The sequence below is a fragment of the Leptospira barantonii genome, from assembly GCF_002811925.1.
Lineage (GTDB): Bacteria > Spirochaetota > Leptospiria > Leptospirales > Leptospiraceae > Leptospira > Leptospira barantonii.
The window spans coordinates 280,247-294,386 of the sequence record NZ_NPDS01000007.1 but is presented as its reverse complement, the minus strand read 5'-3'; the positions used below and the strand labels follow the sequence as shown (position 1 = coordinate 294,386).

The following is a 14,140-nucleotide window of genomic DNA, read 5'->3' as shown; positions in this document are numbered from 1 at the left end:
ACGAAAAGGCTCGGGTTTTTACTCGGGCCTTTTTTATGCCCTTTATACCTTGTTGTTTTGCTACTTAAAAAGAATCTAATATTCTTACGCCGGGAACAAGCTCTTCGCCTTGCGTCAAAATCGAAGGATCGTGAAGGGTCAAAATTTTGGTTCCCTTCCCGTCCAAAACCCGAACGTAATCGATAAAATCACGATTTCGTTTTAAAGAAAACGCCGCCTCTTTGGGAAGACCGATTCCGTTTTTACATTCTTCAATGAAGTAACATTCGTCGCCCGTGATTAAGAATTGTTTTTTATCGGAGGCAACCCATTCCAAGGCCTGAGATCCGGGCGTATGTCCGCCCGTGAATAATATTTGCAAACCTGGTGATAATGAAAACGTTCCGTCAAAAGAATGAAGACGATCGGCTTTACTCAATGCGTTCAGATAAGAAGGTTGATTCGGAAAGTAGGTTTGTTTTTTTAAAAGATCATAATCATGATTTTGAATATGAACTACCGCAGAAGGAAAAAGAAAAATTCCGCCCGCGTGATCAAAGTGAAAGTGTGTAAGGACGATATCGGTGATTTCCTTAACGTCCATTCCACATCTTTTTAGAAGTTTATCCGGACTTTCAAAACCCACGAAACCGAATTTCTTTTTGTACGAATCGTTGAAAAAACCCGAATCGATCAGGATATTCTTTCCCGGAATTCGGATTAAATAAAAAAGATAAACGATCTCACGATTTCCCTTATCTTCTTCAACGTTCAAAAAACGATCGGGGTATAAACTTTTTCCGTATTCGAAAACGTAAAGCCCGAGATTCGATTTGCAATTTTTGGAAACGATCGAGTTCGAACGATCCGCGGGCCCGGTTCGATTTTCGGAAACACATCCAAAGAACAAACAAAAACACAGAAAGAATTTCCATCCTGCGAATTTGAATCCTTCAAATTTCATTTTAAGGCTTCTACGGGTTCGCTTTTGATCGTTGAAAATCCTTTTTGAATCGGGGTTCTAAACTGCATTAGAATTCCCTTATGAAGATGACCGGATAACAACATCCAATCTTGGAGATTCTCCAGAGCTTGAACGTTGTAGTGCAAAGGATAATCTACCGGAATTTTTTCGCCGTCCGGCGATCCGTATTCTTCCTTGGTTCCGTTTTGCATCGTTCTGAGTACGATTCCTTTTTCGTCCGTGGGCAAGCTTAGGAGGTTATCTCTGAAACCGGGCGTATAAGAAAAATAATCTTCGATGTTTGAAAGATATACAACTCGAATCGGAACGTTCAGTCGCGCGGCTCTTTCGCCAACGGATCTCATACTTTTTTCGGCGTTGATATCACCTTTAAGAATTTGAATTCTCCCTTGAAGAACCATGTTTCGAACATACTCGTATTCTTCCTTGGAATGAATGAAAGTCTTTAGACCGAATCTCTGAGAAGTACGATCGAGTTCGTTCCATCTTTGTGGAATATCGGATTTTCCCCTATGTGCCACTTCCCAAGCCTCGCGAATCAAAGGCCATTCGGGATCTTTTTCCCATTCTTTCTTGATCAGTTCGAACGATGTCTGTTTATTTTTGCGAGACCAAAGTTCGCGGTAAGAATCCGGATCGGGTGCGAGTTTAAAAAATAAAAGATGAATCCGATTGATTAAACAAATCGTGTAATCGAAATCCATCAACCATGCGTATTTACTTTTTGCCCATGCAATAAACGTAAAGTTTTGATCGGTACCCGCTCCTAAATAACCGCCTTCCAGATTTTCGATGTAAGGTTTGAAAAGATCGATTCTAAGTTCGTTGGATGCGGGATAATGTCTTCCCCCCAAATCCTTCGAATCAAACTCATCGACGATCAAAGGAGCGAGAAAAAGTTTTTTATCCTCTTCGATAGGAGGAACCATCCACGGATCTTTTGGCGGAGGAGTTTTACAAGATAAGGTAAGAATGATACATCCCGTTAACACGAACGGGATCATTTTGGAATGAAACATAAACCTGGTTACTTCGAGTTGAGTTTATACCAGTTCAACCATTCGTTCCTAGAGTAAAAGTTCTTTCCTGTGATCGATGCGAGAGAAGCCATTAAAAGTTTGGAACTTTCCGCCCGATTGCCTTCCAAAATCCGAATCAGAATAGAAACACTTGCCTTATCCTTTCTTTTACCGAGTTCGGAAATCGAAACCTGTTGTAAGGAAACGTTTTCCTTTTGGGCAAAATTCTCCAGAACCTTTCGCGATTCTTCGCCTGGAATCGAAGCGATCGCCGGAACAACGACCGAAGCCGAATTCGGATTGTTTTCGGCGATTTCCACAAGGGTTGAAAGCGCTTTCGGGGATCTTAGAAGCCCGAGCGATTCAACCGCCAAAGAAGAAAGTTTTGGATCTCTCGATTTGGATGCGGCGATCAAATCGTCCAGAGCCTCGGACGCCTGAAGAATTCCGAGCGACCACGCGGCCCCGTATCTTCCTTCTCCATCCGATTCCTTAAGGACGTTTAATAAAATCGGAATGCTTTTTTTATCACCGAGATAACCCAGGGACCGCGCTATAATTTCACGATCCGGTAATTTAGAATTTTCTAAACTCTTTTCGATCGGAATGCGCGCTGGATTAAAACGAATTCTTCCCAAAACCAAAGCCGCAGGCGCAACCGAGTCCGGATCTTTATCTTCTAAAATTTTCAAAACCTTCGGTCCCGTTTCGGAGGAAGGAATTTCGGAAAGAACGTTTACCGCACGATAACGAATTTCGTAGTTCTTGTTTTTTAGAACGGGAATCGCCAAGGGAATCGCGGACGAACTTTTGATCTCGATCAAAGCGATCATACAATTTTCGCTTCCTTTGTCGAAATCTCCGGCAAGCCCTCGAACCAGAATCGGAACCGCGTTCTTACTGGAAATTCTTCCCAACGCAAGATAAGAAGCGGCTAACGTTGGAGACGGTTCGGTCGTTTTTGCAAGTTCGATCAAATATGGTTCTGCCGAACGTACTTTCAATTTTCCTAATGCCATTGCGTACGTTTTGGCAAGTTCGGGATCACTGTTTTGACGAGCCAAGTTTAGAATCGATTCTCCGGAAGAATAAGCTCCGATTCGAACCAAAGTATCGACCGCAATCAATCTCAAAGTCGAATCCTGGGATTGCAAGAAGGGAAGAATTACTTTCGCCGAATTGGGATCCTGCATTCTCGCGAGCGCTTCCAATACGATGTCGGTCGTTACGCCGGACTTAACGTCGAATAATTTTACGATTTCGGATGTGGAGATTTTATCCTTCCAAGTTCCGAGTGCGATCGCCGCGGTTCCTTTAACCGCTGGATTGGAATCTTCCTTAAGAAGATTTCGAATTCGATTCAGAGAAGGTCTATGATCTCTATTAGAAAGTTCTAAAATGGCTTGCGCTCGTATCTGAGGATTTTGAGAATTCAATTCTTCTTGGAGTTGCTCCAAAGGAATTTCTTTTTTTTCATCGGCGACTGGCAACATATCCGGTCGAGGCGGGCCGCCGCAGTTTCCTAAAATCGATAGAGTTAAGATCAAAAATAAAAACGATCGCATAATATCTCCTGAATACATTTTCGATCCGAGTTTCAAAAAAAGAATCAAGATCCGGGAATCTGACTTTGAACCTGTCTTAAATCGGTAAGTTCCTTTTTCCAAACGAGAAGATCTTGATTGGCGGTTCCGACCTGATCCGGATTGAGCTTTCCCTGTTGAATCGTATATTCAATCAATTGAATTCTCGATTCCAACTCGTCGATCTTATAACTGATATAGGCGCGCTGTTCCTTAGGATTTACGCTGGATTCGGTGGGTGCCTTCGGTTCGTTTCCGGGTTCGGCATATTTTCCCAAGGAACGGGAAATCGCGTTCCTCGATTCCATGTCCGTAACCGCGTCCAATCTGTCCCTCGCTTCCTTTTCTTCACTTTCGGAAAGAGCGGGTCGGAACTCCGATGGAATGTAAAGATTTTTCGGATATCTTGCGACAAAGTCCGTCCATTCCTTTCGAATCTGTTCTTTTTCTTCGGGAGTTTTTCTGGGTTTAAACGCCTCGGGCCAAAGTTTTTTGGCCTGATCTTCGAGTTCGGGATCTTCGTTAAAAGGATGAGGAGCGTCCGGGAAATACGGATCCATTTCGGAATAATATTTAGTTTTTAATACGGCGTCGCTTTCTTCCGCGATGGAAAGCGATTGTTTCTTAAGATCGTCCGGCCAAAAGGCCAGAAATAATATTAGTAAAAATGCAAGTAGAATGGCTATAAAGACGAGTTTCTTTTTGAATTCCATAAAGGCCTATGTTCTAAAATAAAAAACGCCGCCCTATAGAAAGGCGACGTTCTTATTCCACTTTCTTCTTCCGTTAAGAGGAAGAATTCTCTTAAACAAAAATACCGATTACCCAAGAAATGAACTGTCCGAAAATATTTTCGGTCAGGAATTTCTTCAAGTCCACCGGATTTCTATTCAAGCTGTCGTAGTACCATGCGGTGTATTCGCTGACTTGAGCGATGTTCAAACCGTAACGTGCGTTAACGACTTTGATCAACTCGTTTGCGAAAACCGAATGTCCGAACATGTTCGGGTGTACTCCGTCCAGACCGAAAACTCCTGGTTGGTTAGGCAAAGGCCAGTTTGCACGGGCATAACCTGGGCTCCAACCGGAAGGGCTTTTTACGATACGTCCGTTCTCCTTGATATCATCAAAGACAACTTTCAGATCCGCGACAGCAAATCCCATCGCCGCACCTTGAGCCTTAACTTCGTTGTTCAACATAGCTAAGAAGTTGGTGATGGTTGCGACTTCACTCGCATCTAAAACTTGATTCGGGTCGGATACGGAATTACGGAAAAATGCTTTTAAGCCTGTGTAATTCGCTCTTCCTTGAGGATCTTTATAAGGTTCCAAGAATGCGATCGCGGTTACGTTTGGAATCGTAAACAGGACCCCACCTTTTAAGCTTCCAATCGCGGCCAATCGTCTCATTACTTCACGAATGTCTCTCTTATAACGAGCCTCGTCCAAACAAGCTGTAGTGGTGGAAAGCGCAGTACAAAGAACATGGTTCGCGGCTACGGTTCCGAAAAGAAAGCTCGGTCTGACTTTTTCCATAATCTCGATCTGAGTTCCGGAATCCCGGAGACCGAATTTATGAAACTTATCAGGTTCTTTACAATCCTGAACTTGTACCCAACGATAAGTATACCAATACCATGTCGCCCAATACCATTCTTTATCCCACTTAGTTGCGGTAACATCTTCGCATTTTCCGGAAGTTCTTAAAACGGAAGTGTATTCGGCGCCAGTGATTCCCGCATGAGTCGGAAGGCTAACGGTGGAACCGTTTCCCCCGATGATGGAACCCGCGATGCAGAAAACACCACAATCTCCTTTTAGAACGTCTTCCAAGTTTATATAAGGTCCGGTAAGAACGTTATACGATACGGAAGACCCGGCTTGTTTGCTGACCAGAACGGGGTAAGCCCAATCCTGAGTTTTTTTCTCGACCGTTGCACCAAAGAAACCGTGACTCAAAGAATCACCGATAACTCCAGGCTTCGCAAAAAGCTGGGCCTGAGATTGAGCGGATAAAGTTCCGGCTCCAAATCCGAGCACAAACAGAAGAGTCGCAATCCAATTAGCTTTTTTCATCTTTCACTATTCTCCATTTTCATATAGGCCTGGAGAACGACTTGTCCCAAAGAAGGGACCCCATCTCTCGTTCTTCTGTTGGCCCGGGTTTTTTACCCAATGTAATCCTAAGTGTGTAGCGAACAGTCAGTCAACAGGAATTGTGGTATATCTCCTAACGCGGAAAAAATTTTTGCACTTTGCCGTAACGTTCGATATAAAAACGTTATGACAGAAGTTTGTCTAAAAGATATTTTCAACTGTTTGATATAAAAGTTTTTAAGAAATCAGAAGCGATTGAGGAAGAATTTTCGGTTAGACTGTTCTTTTAATTGGATTGGTGCTTCAAAAATTAAAATTTTGCAAAATATAACGTGAAAAACTATCTCCTAAGTAAGCAGAATTAATTTGGAAAAGTAAGCTCTTCATTTTTTCATGAAAGAATGAAACATTCTTTCTATCGATTGTTCATCATCCACTTCCTATTTATACTTCCATTTGCTTCATTGCTATCCGTGCAGATCGAAACCGTCGGGGGAAAAACTTTTAAGAAAGTTAAAATCATCAAAGAGAACACCGTAGAGATTCAATTCGAGGACGAAGACGGAATCATATTAAGAATTCGTAAAGAAAAGGTAAAAAAAGTTTCCGCCGATCCAATCGAAGAGGCTCCTGAAATTTCTTCGGACGAAAGTCTTCCGTCTCCAAAAATACCCGAAGAAAAATCACCCTTACCCGAACATTCTTTTCAATTCACCCAATTCCTTTCCAATGACGGAGCGTTTCAAGGCTCCAGTCTTTTCGGAGAAAGACAGGCTCGAAGAAATAATTCGAAGTATAAGGATTACTACGAAGCGTATTACCTTACGACTTCCGTAAATTTGATAGGACTTCCTCCTCAGATAAGAATCGGTTTTACAATGATGAATCCCGTTGTGGATCGTACGAATACGGACGCCGACGGGGTATTTCAGAATACTCCGGGCGGCGTAGATCAATCGGGTTTGATCAATCAATTTCTTCAAACCAACGAGTTGAGATTCGATCCGAATCAAACGAAACTTCGTAAGGAAAAAAACGGCCTAAGCGATTATCTTTTTACAAGCGCCGCGTATGAACATCTGACTCGCATGGGAGCTTTTTCTGTGGGGTTCCTATTTATCAACGTGGACGATCCTACGTTTTTGATGAGAGGTTATTTTCAGATTTCCTGGAAACCTTCGTTCCTTCAGTATCTGAATCCCCAGGTCACCCTTAACAATAAAATGTTATCGGAGAGTAACGGAATTTATCAAGGAACGCATAACGTTCGTCTTTCCTTGAGTCACGAATTTTTCAAGGGGCAACTCATTCAAGTGACTCCGAGTTTGGTTACCGGTTATCAGGACGTAAACGATAACATCGATCGCAAAAAAGGAATCAGCGACGTAAGTCCTAGAATTCAATTCAATTACACTGATTTTTTTATCGCGGTCAATTGGATGTATCGAGCCACCCCGGCCTTGGTCGACAATCAATTTGCAACGCCGGGTTCCGGCGTTTATCAGGACACGAATGAAACGGACGGAAAAACAACCGATCCATCCAAGGTAAACGGATATATGAATCACGCCGTCATCAATGCGATCACGAATTATTCTCCGAACGAATTCGTATCCAGAGAACTGATTCAACACTATCAGAGCCAACATATCGTAAGAGGAATTTATTTTTTCAACGTAGGATATTCGATTCGAATCTGAAGATTTTTCGTTTCAAATTCCGAATTTATACAATTTTTGATTTCGAGGAAATGTTACTCTTTCTTTATGAATTCCGTAACACAACCCCCAACCAGAATGGAAGTTTATGATTTCCCTCACCGAGGTCTCCGAAACGCGCTTTCGATTTGGATTTTAGAAACGGGAAAAACCGATTTTCAAAATCAAGAAGAATGGAATCTGCTTAAAGAGCTCAGCTCTGAAGTTCTCAGACTTTTAGAAATTCACGCTCGAGACGAAGAAGCAGTCAGCCTAAAACATTTGGGAAAAATCGATCCTTCTTATTCTGCAAAGGACATTCAAACTCATGCGGTTTTGGAAAAGGAGATTCGGAAGATCCAAGAACATCTCAAACGAGTGGAACTTTCCGAAGTTTCCGCCAGAAACGAGATCAAAAAAGAACTTTATAAAAGTTTAATTCGATTTCAAACGCATTATCTCGTTCACATGGAAGAGGAAGAAACCGAAACCCAATCCAATCTTTGGAAAGAATTCAGCGACACGGAACTGGAAAATCATCGAAAAGAAATCATGACTTCCTTGGCAGTGGAAGATTTACGACTCTGGGTTCGTTACGTGACTCCGACCTTACCATCGGAAGAAAGAAAACGATTCGAGTCCATGACCGAAAAAATTCTTTCTCAAGACCCGGGAAAGAATTGATCTTTCTCCTCTAAAGGAATAGATTAAAACGACTTTCCACCATGAACTTGAATACAATTCAACACGACTGGATTACTCAAAAGGAAGAATCCAGTTATTCCGTAATCCCGAATGAATACTGCGTTCTCGGAATTCAAGTGCGAGGTCGGATTCTTTTAGAAAAGGAAAATTCCTTTCAGAAGTTGAATGTTGTCGGGATCACGGGAATGATGACCGGTTCTAAAACTTTTAAATCGGCCAAAAATACCGTTTCTTTTTTAATCCGAATTCCTCCCGTAATTCTCGCAAAATACGTCGACCTTCCGTTAACCGAAATCACAAACCAAAGTGTTTCTCTCGATTTTATTTTTCCCGAGAATGTGGTGCGCCGGTTGCAGGAAAATTGCATTCGCGAATACGAAGAGGGTTTGGAATCGGGTTGGGCTTGGAAAAAATTTCAATCGGAATTGAAACCTCTTAAATCGGAACCGAAATACATCGCCGAATCGATGCAAAGAATCCGTTTTCAGGAAGGTGAATCTTCGATTTCTTCTCTCGCGGCGAATCTCGGAATCAGCCAGAGTAAATTAGAAAAAGATTATAAAGAATTTCTCGGTTTTTCTCCGAAAGACTATGCTTGTTTGATTCGATTTCGAAAAGCGCTCCTTTTAAAAAACGAATCCTCGAACCTGACCGACCTGGCGTATCGTTCCGGTTATTACGACCAAGCTCATTTCATTCGTGAATTTAAAAAAAGAACCGGACAAAGTCCGAAACGATGGTTTCGATCGGAAAAAGAATCGGCCCATTCTAAAACCAAATACATTCTTAAATTTTAATATTCTTGAGGACCAAGGTCTCGAAAATAAAAAAGCCGGAACAAGTCCGGCTTTCTGAAAGAACATCGAGCTGAGGATTCCGATCTCAGTCCTTATCCTTTTTCTTCTTCTTTTTTGATTTCTTCTCGGACTTATCGTCATCATCGTCTTTGTCTTTTTTCTTCTTAGACTTTTTCTTTTCGTCTTTATCGTCGTCCTTATCTTTCTTCTTAGACTTATTCTCTTTCTTTACGTCGTCACCGTCGTCTTCTTTATCTTTTTTCTTTTTCTTGGATTTTTTAGAATCGTCGTCTTTGTCAGAGTCGTCTTCGTCTTTATCCTTCTTTTTGCGTTTGGACTTTTTATCGTCATCATCGCCGTCTTCTTTGTCTTTTTTCTTTTTGGATTTCTTTTCCTTTGTTGCGGAAGAATCGTCGTCATCGTCCTTATCTTTCTTTTTAACGGGTTTACGATCTCCGTCGCTATCGCCTTTTCCCGGTTTAGCCCTGCAATACGCGTCTACGGAAACTCCGTCTTGTCTCGTATAACCGCTTACCCAAGTACAATCATCGTTGGAATTACAAGAAGAGGACGAAAGTCCCTGACAAGCGCTATCCGCGGAAACGGAAGTCGGTCCAAAAAAGCCGAACACAGCGGCAATCACGAGCGCCCATAAAAGGCGGAAAATTCGATTCGAACGCATAATATCTCCTACAAGACCCTTATTTAATTTTGGTCAAAAGTGATATTTACGAATCCGCGATGTTTATCAATAAATTTTCGTATGGAAAATTCTTAATTTTGAATTCGTCAATTTCTTTCAACCCGCACGATCACTTCGAAATGTTTCGTACGCGGAAAAAAATCAACGAGGGTTATATTAGAAATTCTATAATTTCCGTTTAGAATCAAGGAAAGATCCCGTGCAAGAGTGGTGTGATTGCAACTGGAATATAAAAATCCGTCCGGTCCGCGATCGCTCAGAGTTTGGGAAACCTTCTTCGATAAACCGGCTCTCGGCGGATTCATGATCCAAAAGGAAGAATCAAGAACATCCGCAGAATCGATCGAGTCCGTTTCCAGGTTTAAGGTTTTGAACTCGAAAGACGAAATTCCGTTTTGAGAAACATTCTTCCTCGCCTGTTTGACGGAATCGGATGAAAGTTCGTAACCAATCCAATGTTTCGTTTTGGATCGAAGTGCGATCGAAATCAATCCTGATCCACAATACAATTCTAATATTCTATTTTGATTGTCCGGCACCAACTCGAATATTTTTTCGAGCCAAGGCGCGATCAAAAAGCGATTGATTTGCGAGAATCCGCCCGCAGGAATTTCCCAAACGATTTCCTTAGAATCTGGAATCGAAACGGTTTCTCGAAATTCAACGGATTCTTTTTTATACGGAACGACCCGATTCTTTTCCAATCGGAACGAAAGAGTTTTCGATTTTGAAATCGGAGCCGATCCGTTTTTTTCCTTTTTCAAAAACTCGAAAAATGCCGAGTTCATTTCGTCGGGAAGATTCTTACATCCCTCTTCGGGAAAGTTTACGATCGAGTGCGAGAATTCTTCGTAAAAACCGGCGATTCGTTTTAATCCGGCAAATCCCAATTGAATTTGAGCCGTGTTTCTATATCCGTTCGGTTCGCCGGAAAGAATTTCAATTTCAGGAATTTGAATATGATTTTTTGAAAGAGATCGTTCGAGAGTTTCTCGAAGAAGAAACTTTTTGATTTCCAATTCTTTCTCGTAAGTAACATGACGATAGGAACAACCGCCGCATCTCGGAAAGACGTTGCAATCCGAAGAAATTCTTTCCTGAGAAACGTCTTCGATTTCGGAAGCGACTCCCCAAAATAAAGAACCCGTTTGTTTGAGCGGAACGGTCTGAACCGATTCGCCGGGAATCGCGTTTTTAAGAAAGAATGTTCCTTCTTCCGAGTTCGCGATCGAATAACCCAGATTCACCCAGGAACGAGGTCTGAGCCGAATTTTCTCCGTAAATTTTTTTCGAGTTTGTTTCGCAGAACGATTTTTATGTCCCTCGGAATCGCTTTTCATCTCTTTCAACAACTACTTCCAGGAAATACCAAGAACCGGAAGCGCAAAGAACATTTCACCTTGACACAGGGGGGTTTTCTCACGGTAAAGTAATTCCGTCAGGAGAAGTGGCTGAGTGGTCTAAAGCAGCGGTCTTGAAAACCGTCGTGGTAATCCCACCGTGGGTTCGAATCCTACCTTCTCCGCTGACAACCTTTGGAGACGTGCCTGAGTGGCCGAAAGGAGCAGTTTGCTAAACTGTCGTACGGGTAACTGTACCCAGGGTTCGAATCCCTGCGTCTCCGGATTTTGCTTTCATTTTACTCTATCTTCGGAATTCTCATCCTATGTCCTCTGAGCGGTTCAAAACCCAGGAATTTATTCAGGAAATGTTGAGAATTCTTAAAAGCGAAGAACTCCCTGGTTTAGTCGCCGCAATTTCCTACGTTCCATTTTTCGGTTGGTTGTTCGTTTGGGTTTTTCGTAAGGCTCAAACCTTCGCCGCATTTCATATCGTTCAAGCTCTGAAACTCAACATCGGTTTTATCGGAATTTATTCCGTTGTTTGGTTTCTTCGGGAATTTCCCGTTATCAGCTGGATCTTATCTTTAATTCGAGTCAATCCGATCGTTACGGATTTTATCAGCTATGTTTCATGGATCGCTTTCTTAGGTTATAGCGCGCTCGGCGCTTGGAACGCGTATCAAGAAAAAGAATTCACACTGCCTTTTTTCCCGGAGATAGAAAATGAAATTCAAAGAATATTTAAAAAAATACGAACCGGTTCTCCGTAACCTTCCCGAAACTTCGAATCGTTTTCTTAGATCGGAAAGATTCTTAGTTTACTTGGTTTCTTTACCTCTTTTCGGAACTTGGTTGATCGGTTTTACTTTCTATTGGGAAAATCCTACCGTTAAAAAATATTCGGGACTTTCCTTTATTAACTTTCTCTACTTCTTAGGATTTCTTTTAGGAAGCGTCCTCGTTTCTTGGATTCCCGTTGTAGGACCGTGGCTTGGTCATATCGTTCATCTCGCTGGAATTTTGATTTATCTTGGAATCTCCGGTTTACTGCTATACAATTACACTAGTGCAAAAAAGATTGCTCTCAGGATTCCGGAAGAGCATCTTTCTCGTTTGGAATCTTATATCCATTAAACCCGCGCCCATAGCTCAGCTGGATAGAGCGTCTGACTACGGATCAGAAGGTCGGAGGTTCGACTCCTTCTGGGCGCACCAATTTCTTTTTCATACGTTTCGATTTTCTTACCTTCCCTTTTAAACTCAGCATAACGTCGCTTCAAGGAAGAATGGAAATATCCATTCTTTCCAATTTTAGAAAACTTCATTTTAAGGACGTAGTTCCGACCTTTTCCGAAAAGAATTCAATGGGCGGTTAAATTATGTTCCTTTCTACCGAAACGGCCTGTCGCAAAAATTTAGATTTTTCTCCAAAAATTCTTTAGAAAGCCGGTGTACGATTTGACACTAAGACTGAGTCTCATTTCCATTGTATTGGAACGCTAATAGAGAAGAGTTGGATTCAAATGGATAAATGCCACTGCGCACAAGTAGCCTTCGAAACGATCGTAGAAACCGCCAAATCCGAAGGTGTAGGTTATCAGGAAATAATGGAAAGAGTCAACGCAGGAAATACTTGCACAGCTTGTAAGTCGTATCTTATTGAGTACTGTGAATCCAGACTCGAACTCCAAACCGCATAAACAATTACTTACAGATTCTCTTTTTTCCGAGGTATTGGAAAAAGCCAATACCTCGCCCCGCAAAAGGGCCAATCACAACTTTCACGAACTCTCAGAAGTATACCAAAGATTTTTAAACGTTCTTACCAAAGACACGTACATCCAAGCTCACAGACACAAATCTCCTCCGAAACCCGAAACATTTCTCGTTCTGAAAGGAAGTTTAGGTTTTATTCTTTTTAACGAAGACGGATCCATTCAGGAAACACACCGACTCAGCTCCGACGGTCCGGTATATGGAATCGATATCGCACCGGGAGTATACCACACTCTCGTATGTCTTTCCGAAAATGCGATTTGTTTCGAAGGAAAATCAGGACCTTACGAACCTACAACGGACAAAGATTTCGCTTCTTGGGCGCCATCCGAAGCGGATTCAAACCGAAACGAATATTTAGAAACGCTCCGTAAACTTTTTTAAGCGAAGTTGGTTTTTTATTCCGAAGGCGTTTTTTTACTTTCCTATCCGAAATTGAAGGTTTCTATTTTTGAGATCCCGATCGTCGGATTAAAAAGATTCCGAAAACGTTATGAATTATCCTGTCAAATACGGTCATTACAACCTAATACCTGATTCTCTTCCTTCCGAAAGTGAATTCACGTTAAGACTTAGGCCGATGGATCTGCGCATTCAATGGAAGCGTTGTTCTCTTACGGCGGACTACGTCTCCAACTATTGCGCGTTTCAGGAAAAAATAGATCCGGATTCGGCGAACACAATCTCGATCGTGTTAAACGAACTGATAGAAAACGCGGCGAAATTTTCAAAGGACAGAAAGGGAGAAATTCTTTTAGATCTGAAATACTATTCTGAAATTTTAAAAATAGAAATTAAGAATTCAACGGATGAAATTTCCAAGAACAAATTGGAGAATTCCATTGCGGCTCTCGTAAACCGAAACTCCGATGAAATCTATATTCAAAAATTAAAAGACGATGGGGGCGAACCGAATTCCGGAATCGGCTTGCTTCTTCTTTCCAAAGATTTTCCCGTTCGTTTGGGATTTTTAATCAACGAAGTTTCTTACGGAACCTACGAAGTGATTGTAAGAGCTTATTTGGATTTAAACGAAGTGGAAAGAACGAAACTCAAAGCCTTGAAAGTGAAACCTATTCGAGACTAGTTTTAATTTCCGCTCTGAGTTTTTTGAGATTTTCCAAAAACTTAATTTGCCAGTATCGATCCTTGTTGCCTTTGATCTCCACGTTGTTGATGTTCTTTTTATCGTAAGCGGCGACGAACCTCGAAAGACTTGCGATCCCCGCGCTGTTCAAAAAATCCAAATTCTTAATATCGATGACTGCTTTCCCTCTTCCGGAATCGTCCAACATGTTTTCTATGAGTGAGATGATCGGGTCGTATTCTTCCACGTTCAAGAGACGTAGAGTTCCGGAGATTCTGATTCTTCCGCGATTTTTTTCCGTTTCGACGGAATAATCCTCTTTTGAGATTTCCATTCTTTCCATTACAGCGAAGGGCCGTTTTCCCTTGT

General features: G+C 41.8%; 15 protein-coding genes and 3 tRNA genes. 10 read left to right on the top strand and 8 right to left on the bottom strand.

Annotated elements, in window-relative coordinates:
* Nucleotides 1-64 precede the first annotated feature (64 nt).
* The 5 genes from CH367_RS16415 to CH367_RS16395 all read right to left on the bottom strand — a co-directional run bounded on the left by CH367_RS16415 (nt 65) and on the right by CH367_RS16395 (nt 5,642).
* Complete coding sequence (locus CH367_RS16415) at nt 65-943, bottom strand: N-acyl homoserine lactonase family protein (protein ID WP_244284598.1); 879 nt, start codon at nt 941-943, stop codon at nt 65-67.
* The gene (locus CH367_RS16410) at nt 940-1,983 is read right to left on the bottom strand and encodes an LIC_10091 family lipoprotein (RefSeq protein ID WP_100763564.1); all 1,044 of its coding nucleotides are present in this window, start codon (nt 1,981-1,983) and stop codon (nt 940-942) included. The genes CH367_RS16415 and CH367_RS16410 overlap by 4 nt, the downstream gene beginning before the upstream one ends.
* An 8-nt stretch (nt 1,984-1,991) precedes the next feature.
* Entirely contained in the window at nt 1,992-3,476 is a 1,485-nt protein-coding gene (locus tag CH367_RS16405; RefSeq protein ID WP_100763617.1) for a HEAT repeat domain-containing protein, read from the bottom strand.
* 116 nt (nt 3,477-3,592) lie between these two features.
* Nucleotides 3,593-4,279 (bottom strand): hypothetical protein, encoded by a 687-nt coding sequence (locus tag CH367_RS16400; RefSeq protein WP_100763563.1) that lies wholly within the window; start codon nt 4,277-4,279, stop codon nt 3,593-3,595.
* A gap of 91 nt (nt 4,280-4,370) precedes the next feature.
* Entirely contained in the window at nt 4,371-5,642 is a 1,272-nt protein-coding gene (locus tag CH367_RS16395) for a hypothetical protein (protein WP_100763562.1), read from the bottom strand.
* Between the two features lie 422 nt (nt 5,643-6,064).
* Between CH367_RS16395 and CH367_RS16390 the strand changes: the two genes are divergently transcribed.
* The 3 genes from CH367_RS16390 to CH367_RS16380 all read left to right on the top strand — a co-directional run bounded on the left by CH367_RS16390 (nt 6,065) and on the right by CH367_RS16380 (nt 8,862).
* Nucleotides 6,065-7,363: a hypothetical protein gene (locus tag CH367_RS16390; protein WP_100763561.1), complete on the top strand. Its 1,299-nt coding sequence runs from the start codon at nt 6,065-6,067 to the stop codon at nt 7,361-7,363.
* 66 nt (nt 7,364-7,429) lie between these two features.
* Nucleotides 7,430-8,044 carry a hemerythrin domain-containing protein gene (locus tag CH367_RS16385; protein WP_100763560.1) on the top strand — a complete coding sequence of 205 codons (615 nt, stop codon included), beginning with the start codon at nt 7,430-7,432 and terminating at the stop codon, nt 8,042-8,044.
* Between the two features lie 41 nt (nt 8,045-8,085).
* Nucleotides 8,086-8,862 (top strand): helix-turn-helix domain-containing protein, encoded by a 777-nt coding sequence (locus CH367_RS16380; protein ID WP_100763559.1) that lies wholly within the window; start codon nt 8,086-8,088, stop codon nt 8,860-8,862.
* 85 nt (nt 8,863-8,947) lie between these two features.
* On the opposite strand, the gene CH367_RS16375 is transcribed toward CH367_RS16380, so the two are convergent.
* Nucleotides 8,948-9,544 carry a hypothetical protein gene (locus CH367_RS16375; RefSeq protein ID WP_208862009.1) on the bottom strand — a complete coding sequence of 199 codons (597 nt, stop codon included), beginning with the start codon at nt 9,542-9,544 and terminating at the stop codon, nt 8,948-8,950.
* 107 nt (nt 9,545-9,651) lie between these two features.
* Nucleotides 9,652-10,905: a class I SAM-dependent RNA methyltransferase gene (locus CH367_RS16370; RefSeq protein WP_100763616.1), complete on the bottom strand. Its 1,254-nt coding sequence runs from the start codon at nt 10,903-10,905 to the stop codon at nt 9,652-9,654.
* 101 nt (nt 10,906-11,006) lie between these two features.
* On the opposite strand from CH367_RS16370, the gene CH367_RS16365 reads away from it, so the two are divergent.
* From CH367_RS16365 to CH367_RS16335, 7 genes are all read left to right on the top strand, one after another.
* A tRNA-Ser gene (locus CH367_RS16365) sits at nt 11,007-11,090 on the top strand.
* Nucleotides 11,091-11,102: 12 nt separating this feature from the next.
* A tRNA-Ser gene (locus CH367_RS16360) sits at nt 11,103-11,189 on the top strand.
* Between the two features lie 42 nt (nt 11,190-11,231).
* Nucleotides 11,232-11,678 (top strand): hypothetical protein, encoded by a 447-nt coding sequence (locus CH367_RS16355; protein WP_100763558.1) that lies wholly within the window; start codon nt 11,232-11,234, stop codon nt 11,676-11,678.
* A complete protein-coding gene (locus tag CH367_RS16350; protein WP_100763557.1) occupies nt 11,632-12,042 on the top strand; it encodes a hypothetical protein in 411 nt (136 codons plus the stop codon). Before CH367_RS16355 ends, CH367_RS16350 begins: the two co-directional genes overlap by 47 nt.
* Before the next feature lie 4 nt (nt 12,043-12,046).
* Nucleotides 12,047-12,123 (top strand) — tRNA-Arg (locus tag CH367_RS16345).
* Between the two features lie 444 nt (nt 12,124-12,567).
* Complete coding sequence (locus CH367_RS16340; protein WP_100763556.1) at nt 12,568-13,068, top strand: WbuC family cupin fold metalloprotein; 501 nt, start codon at nt 12,568-12,570, stop codon at nt 13,066-13,068.
* A gap of 109 nt (nt 13,069-13,177) precedes the next feature.
* Nucleotides 13,178-13,771, top strand: coding sequence for a slr1658 superfamily regulator (locus CH367_RS16335; RefSeq protein ID WP_100763555.1), 594 nt, complete (start codon nt 13,178-13,180; stop codon nt 13,769-13,771).
* Here CH367_RS16335 and CH367_RS16330 read toward each other — a convergent pair.
* Nucleotides 13,758-14,105, bottom strand: coding sequence for a slr1659 superfamily regulator (locus CH367_RS16330; RefSeq protein WP_100763615.1), 348 nt, complete (start codon nt 14,103-14,105; stop codon nt 13,758-13,760). The genes CH367_RS16335 and CH367_RS16330 overlap by 14 nt on opposite strands.
* Nucleotides 14,106-14,140: the final 35 nt, after the last annotated feature.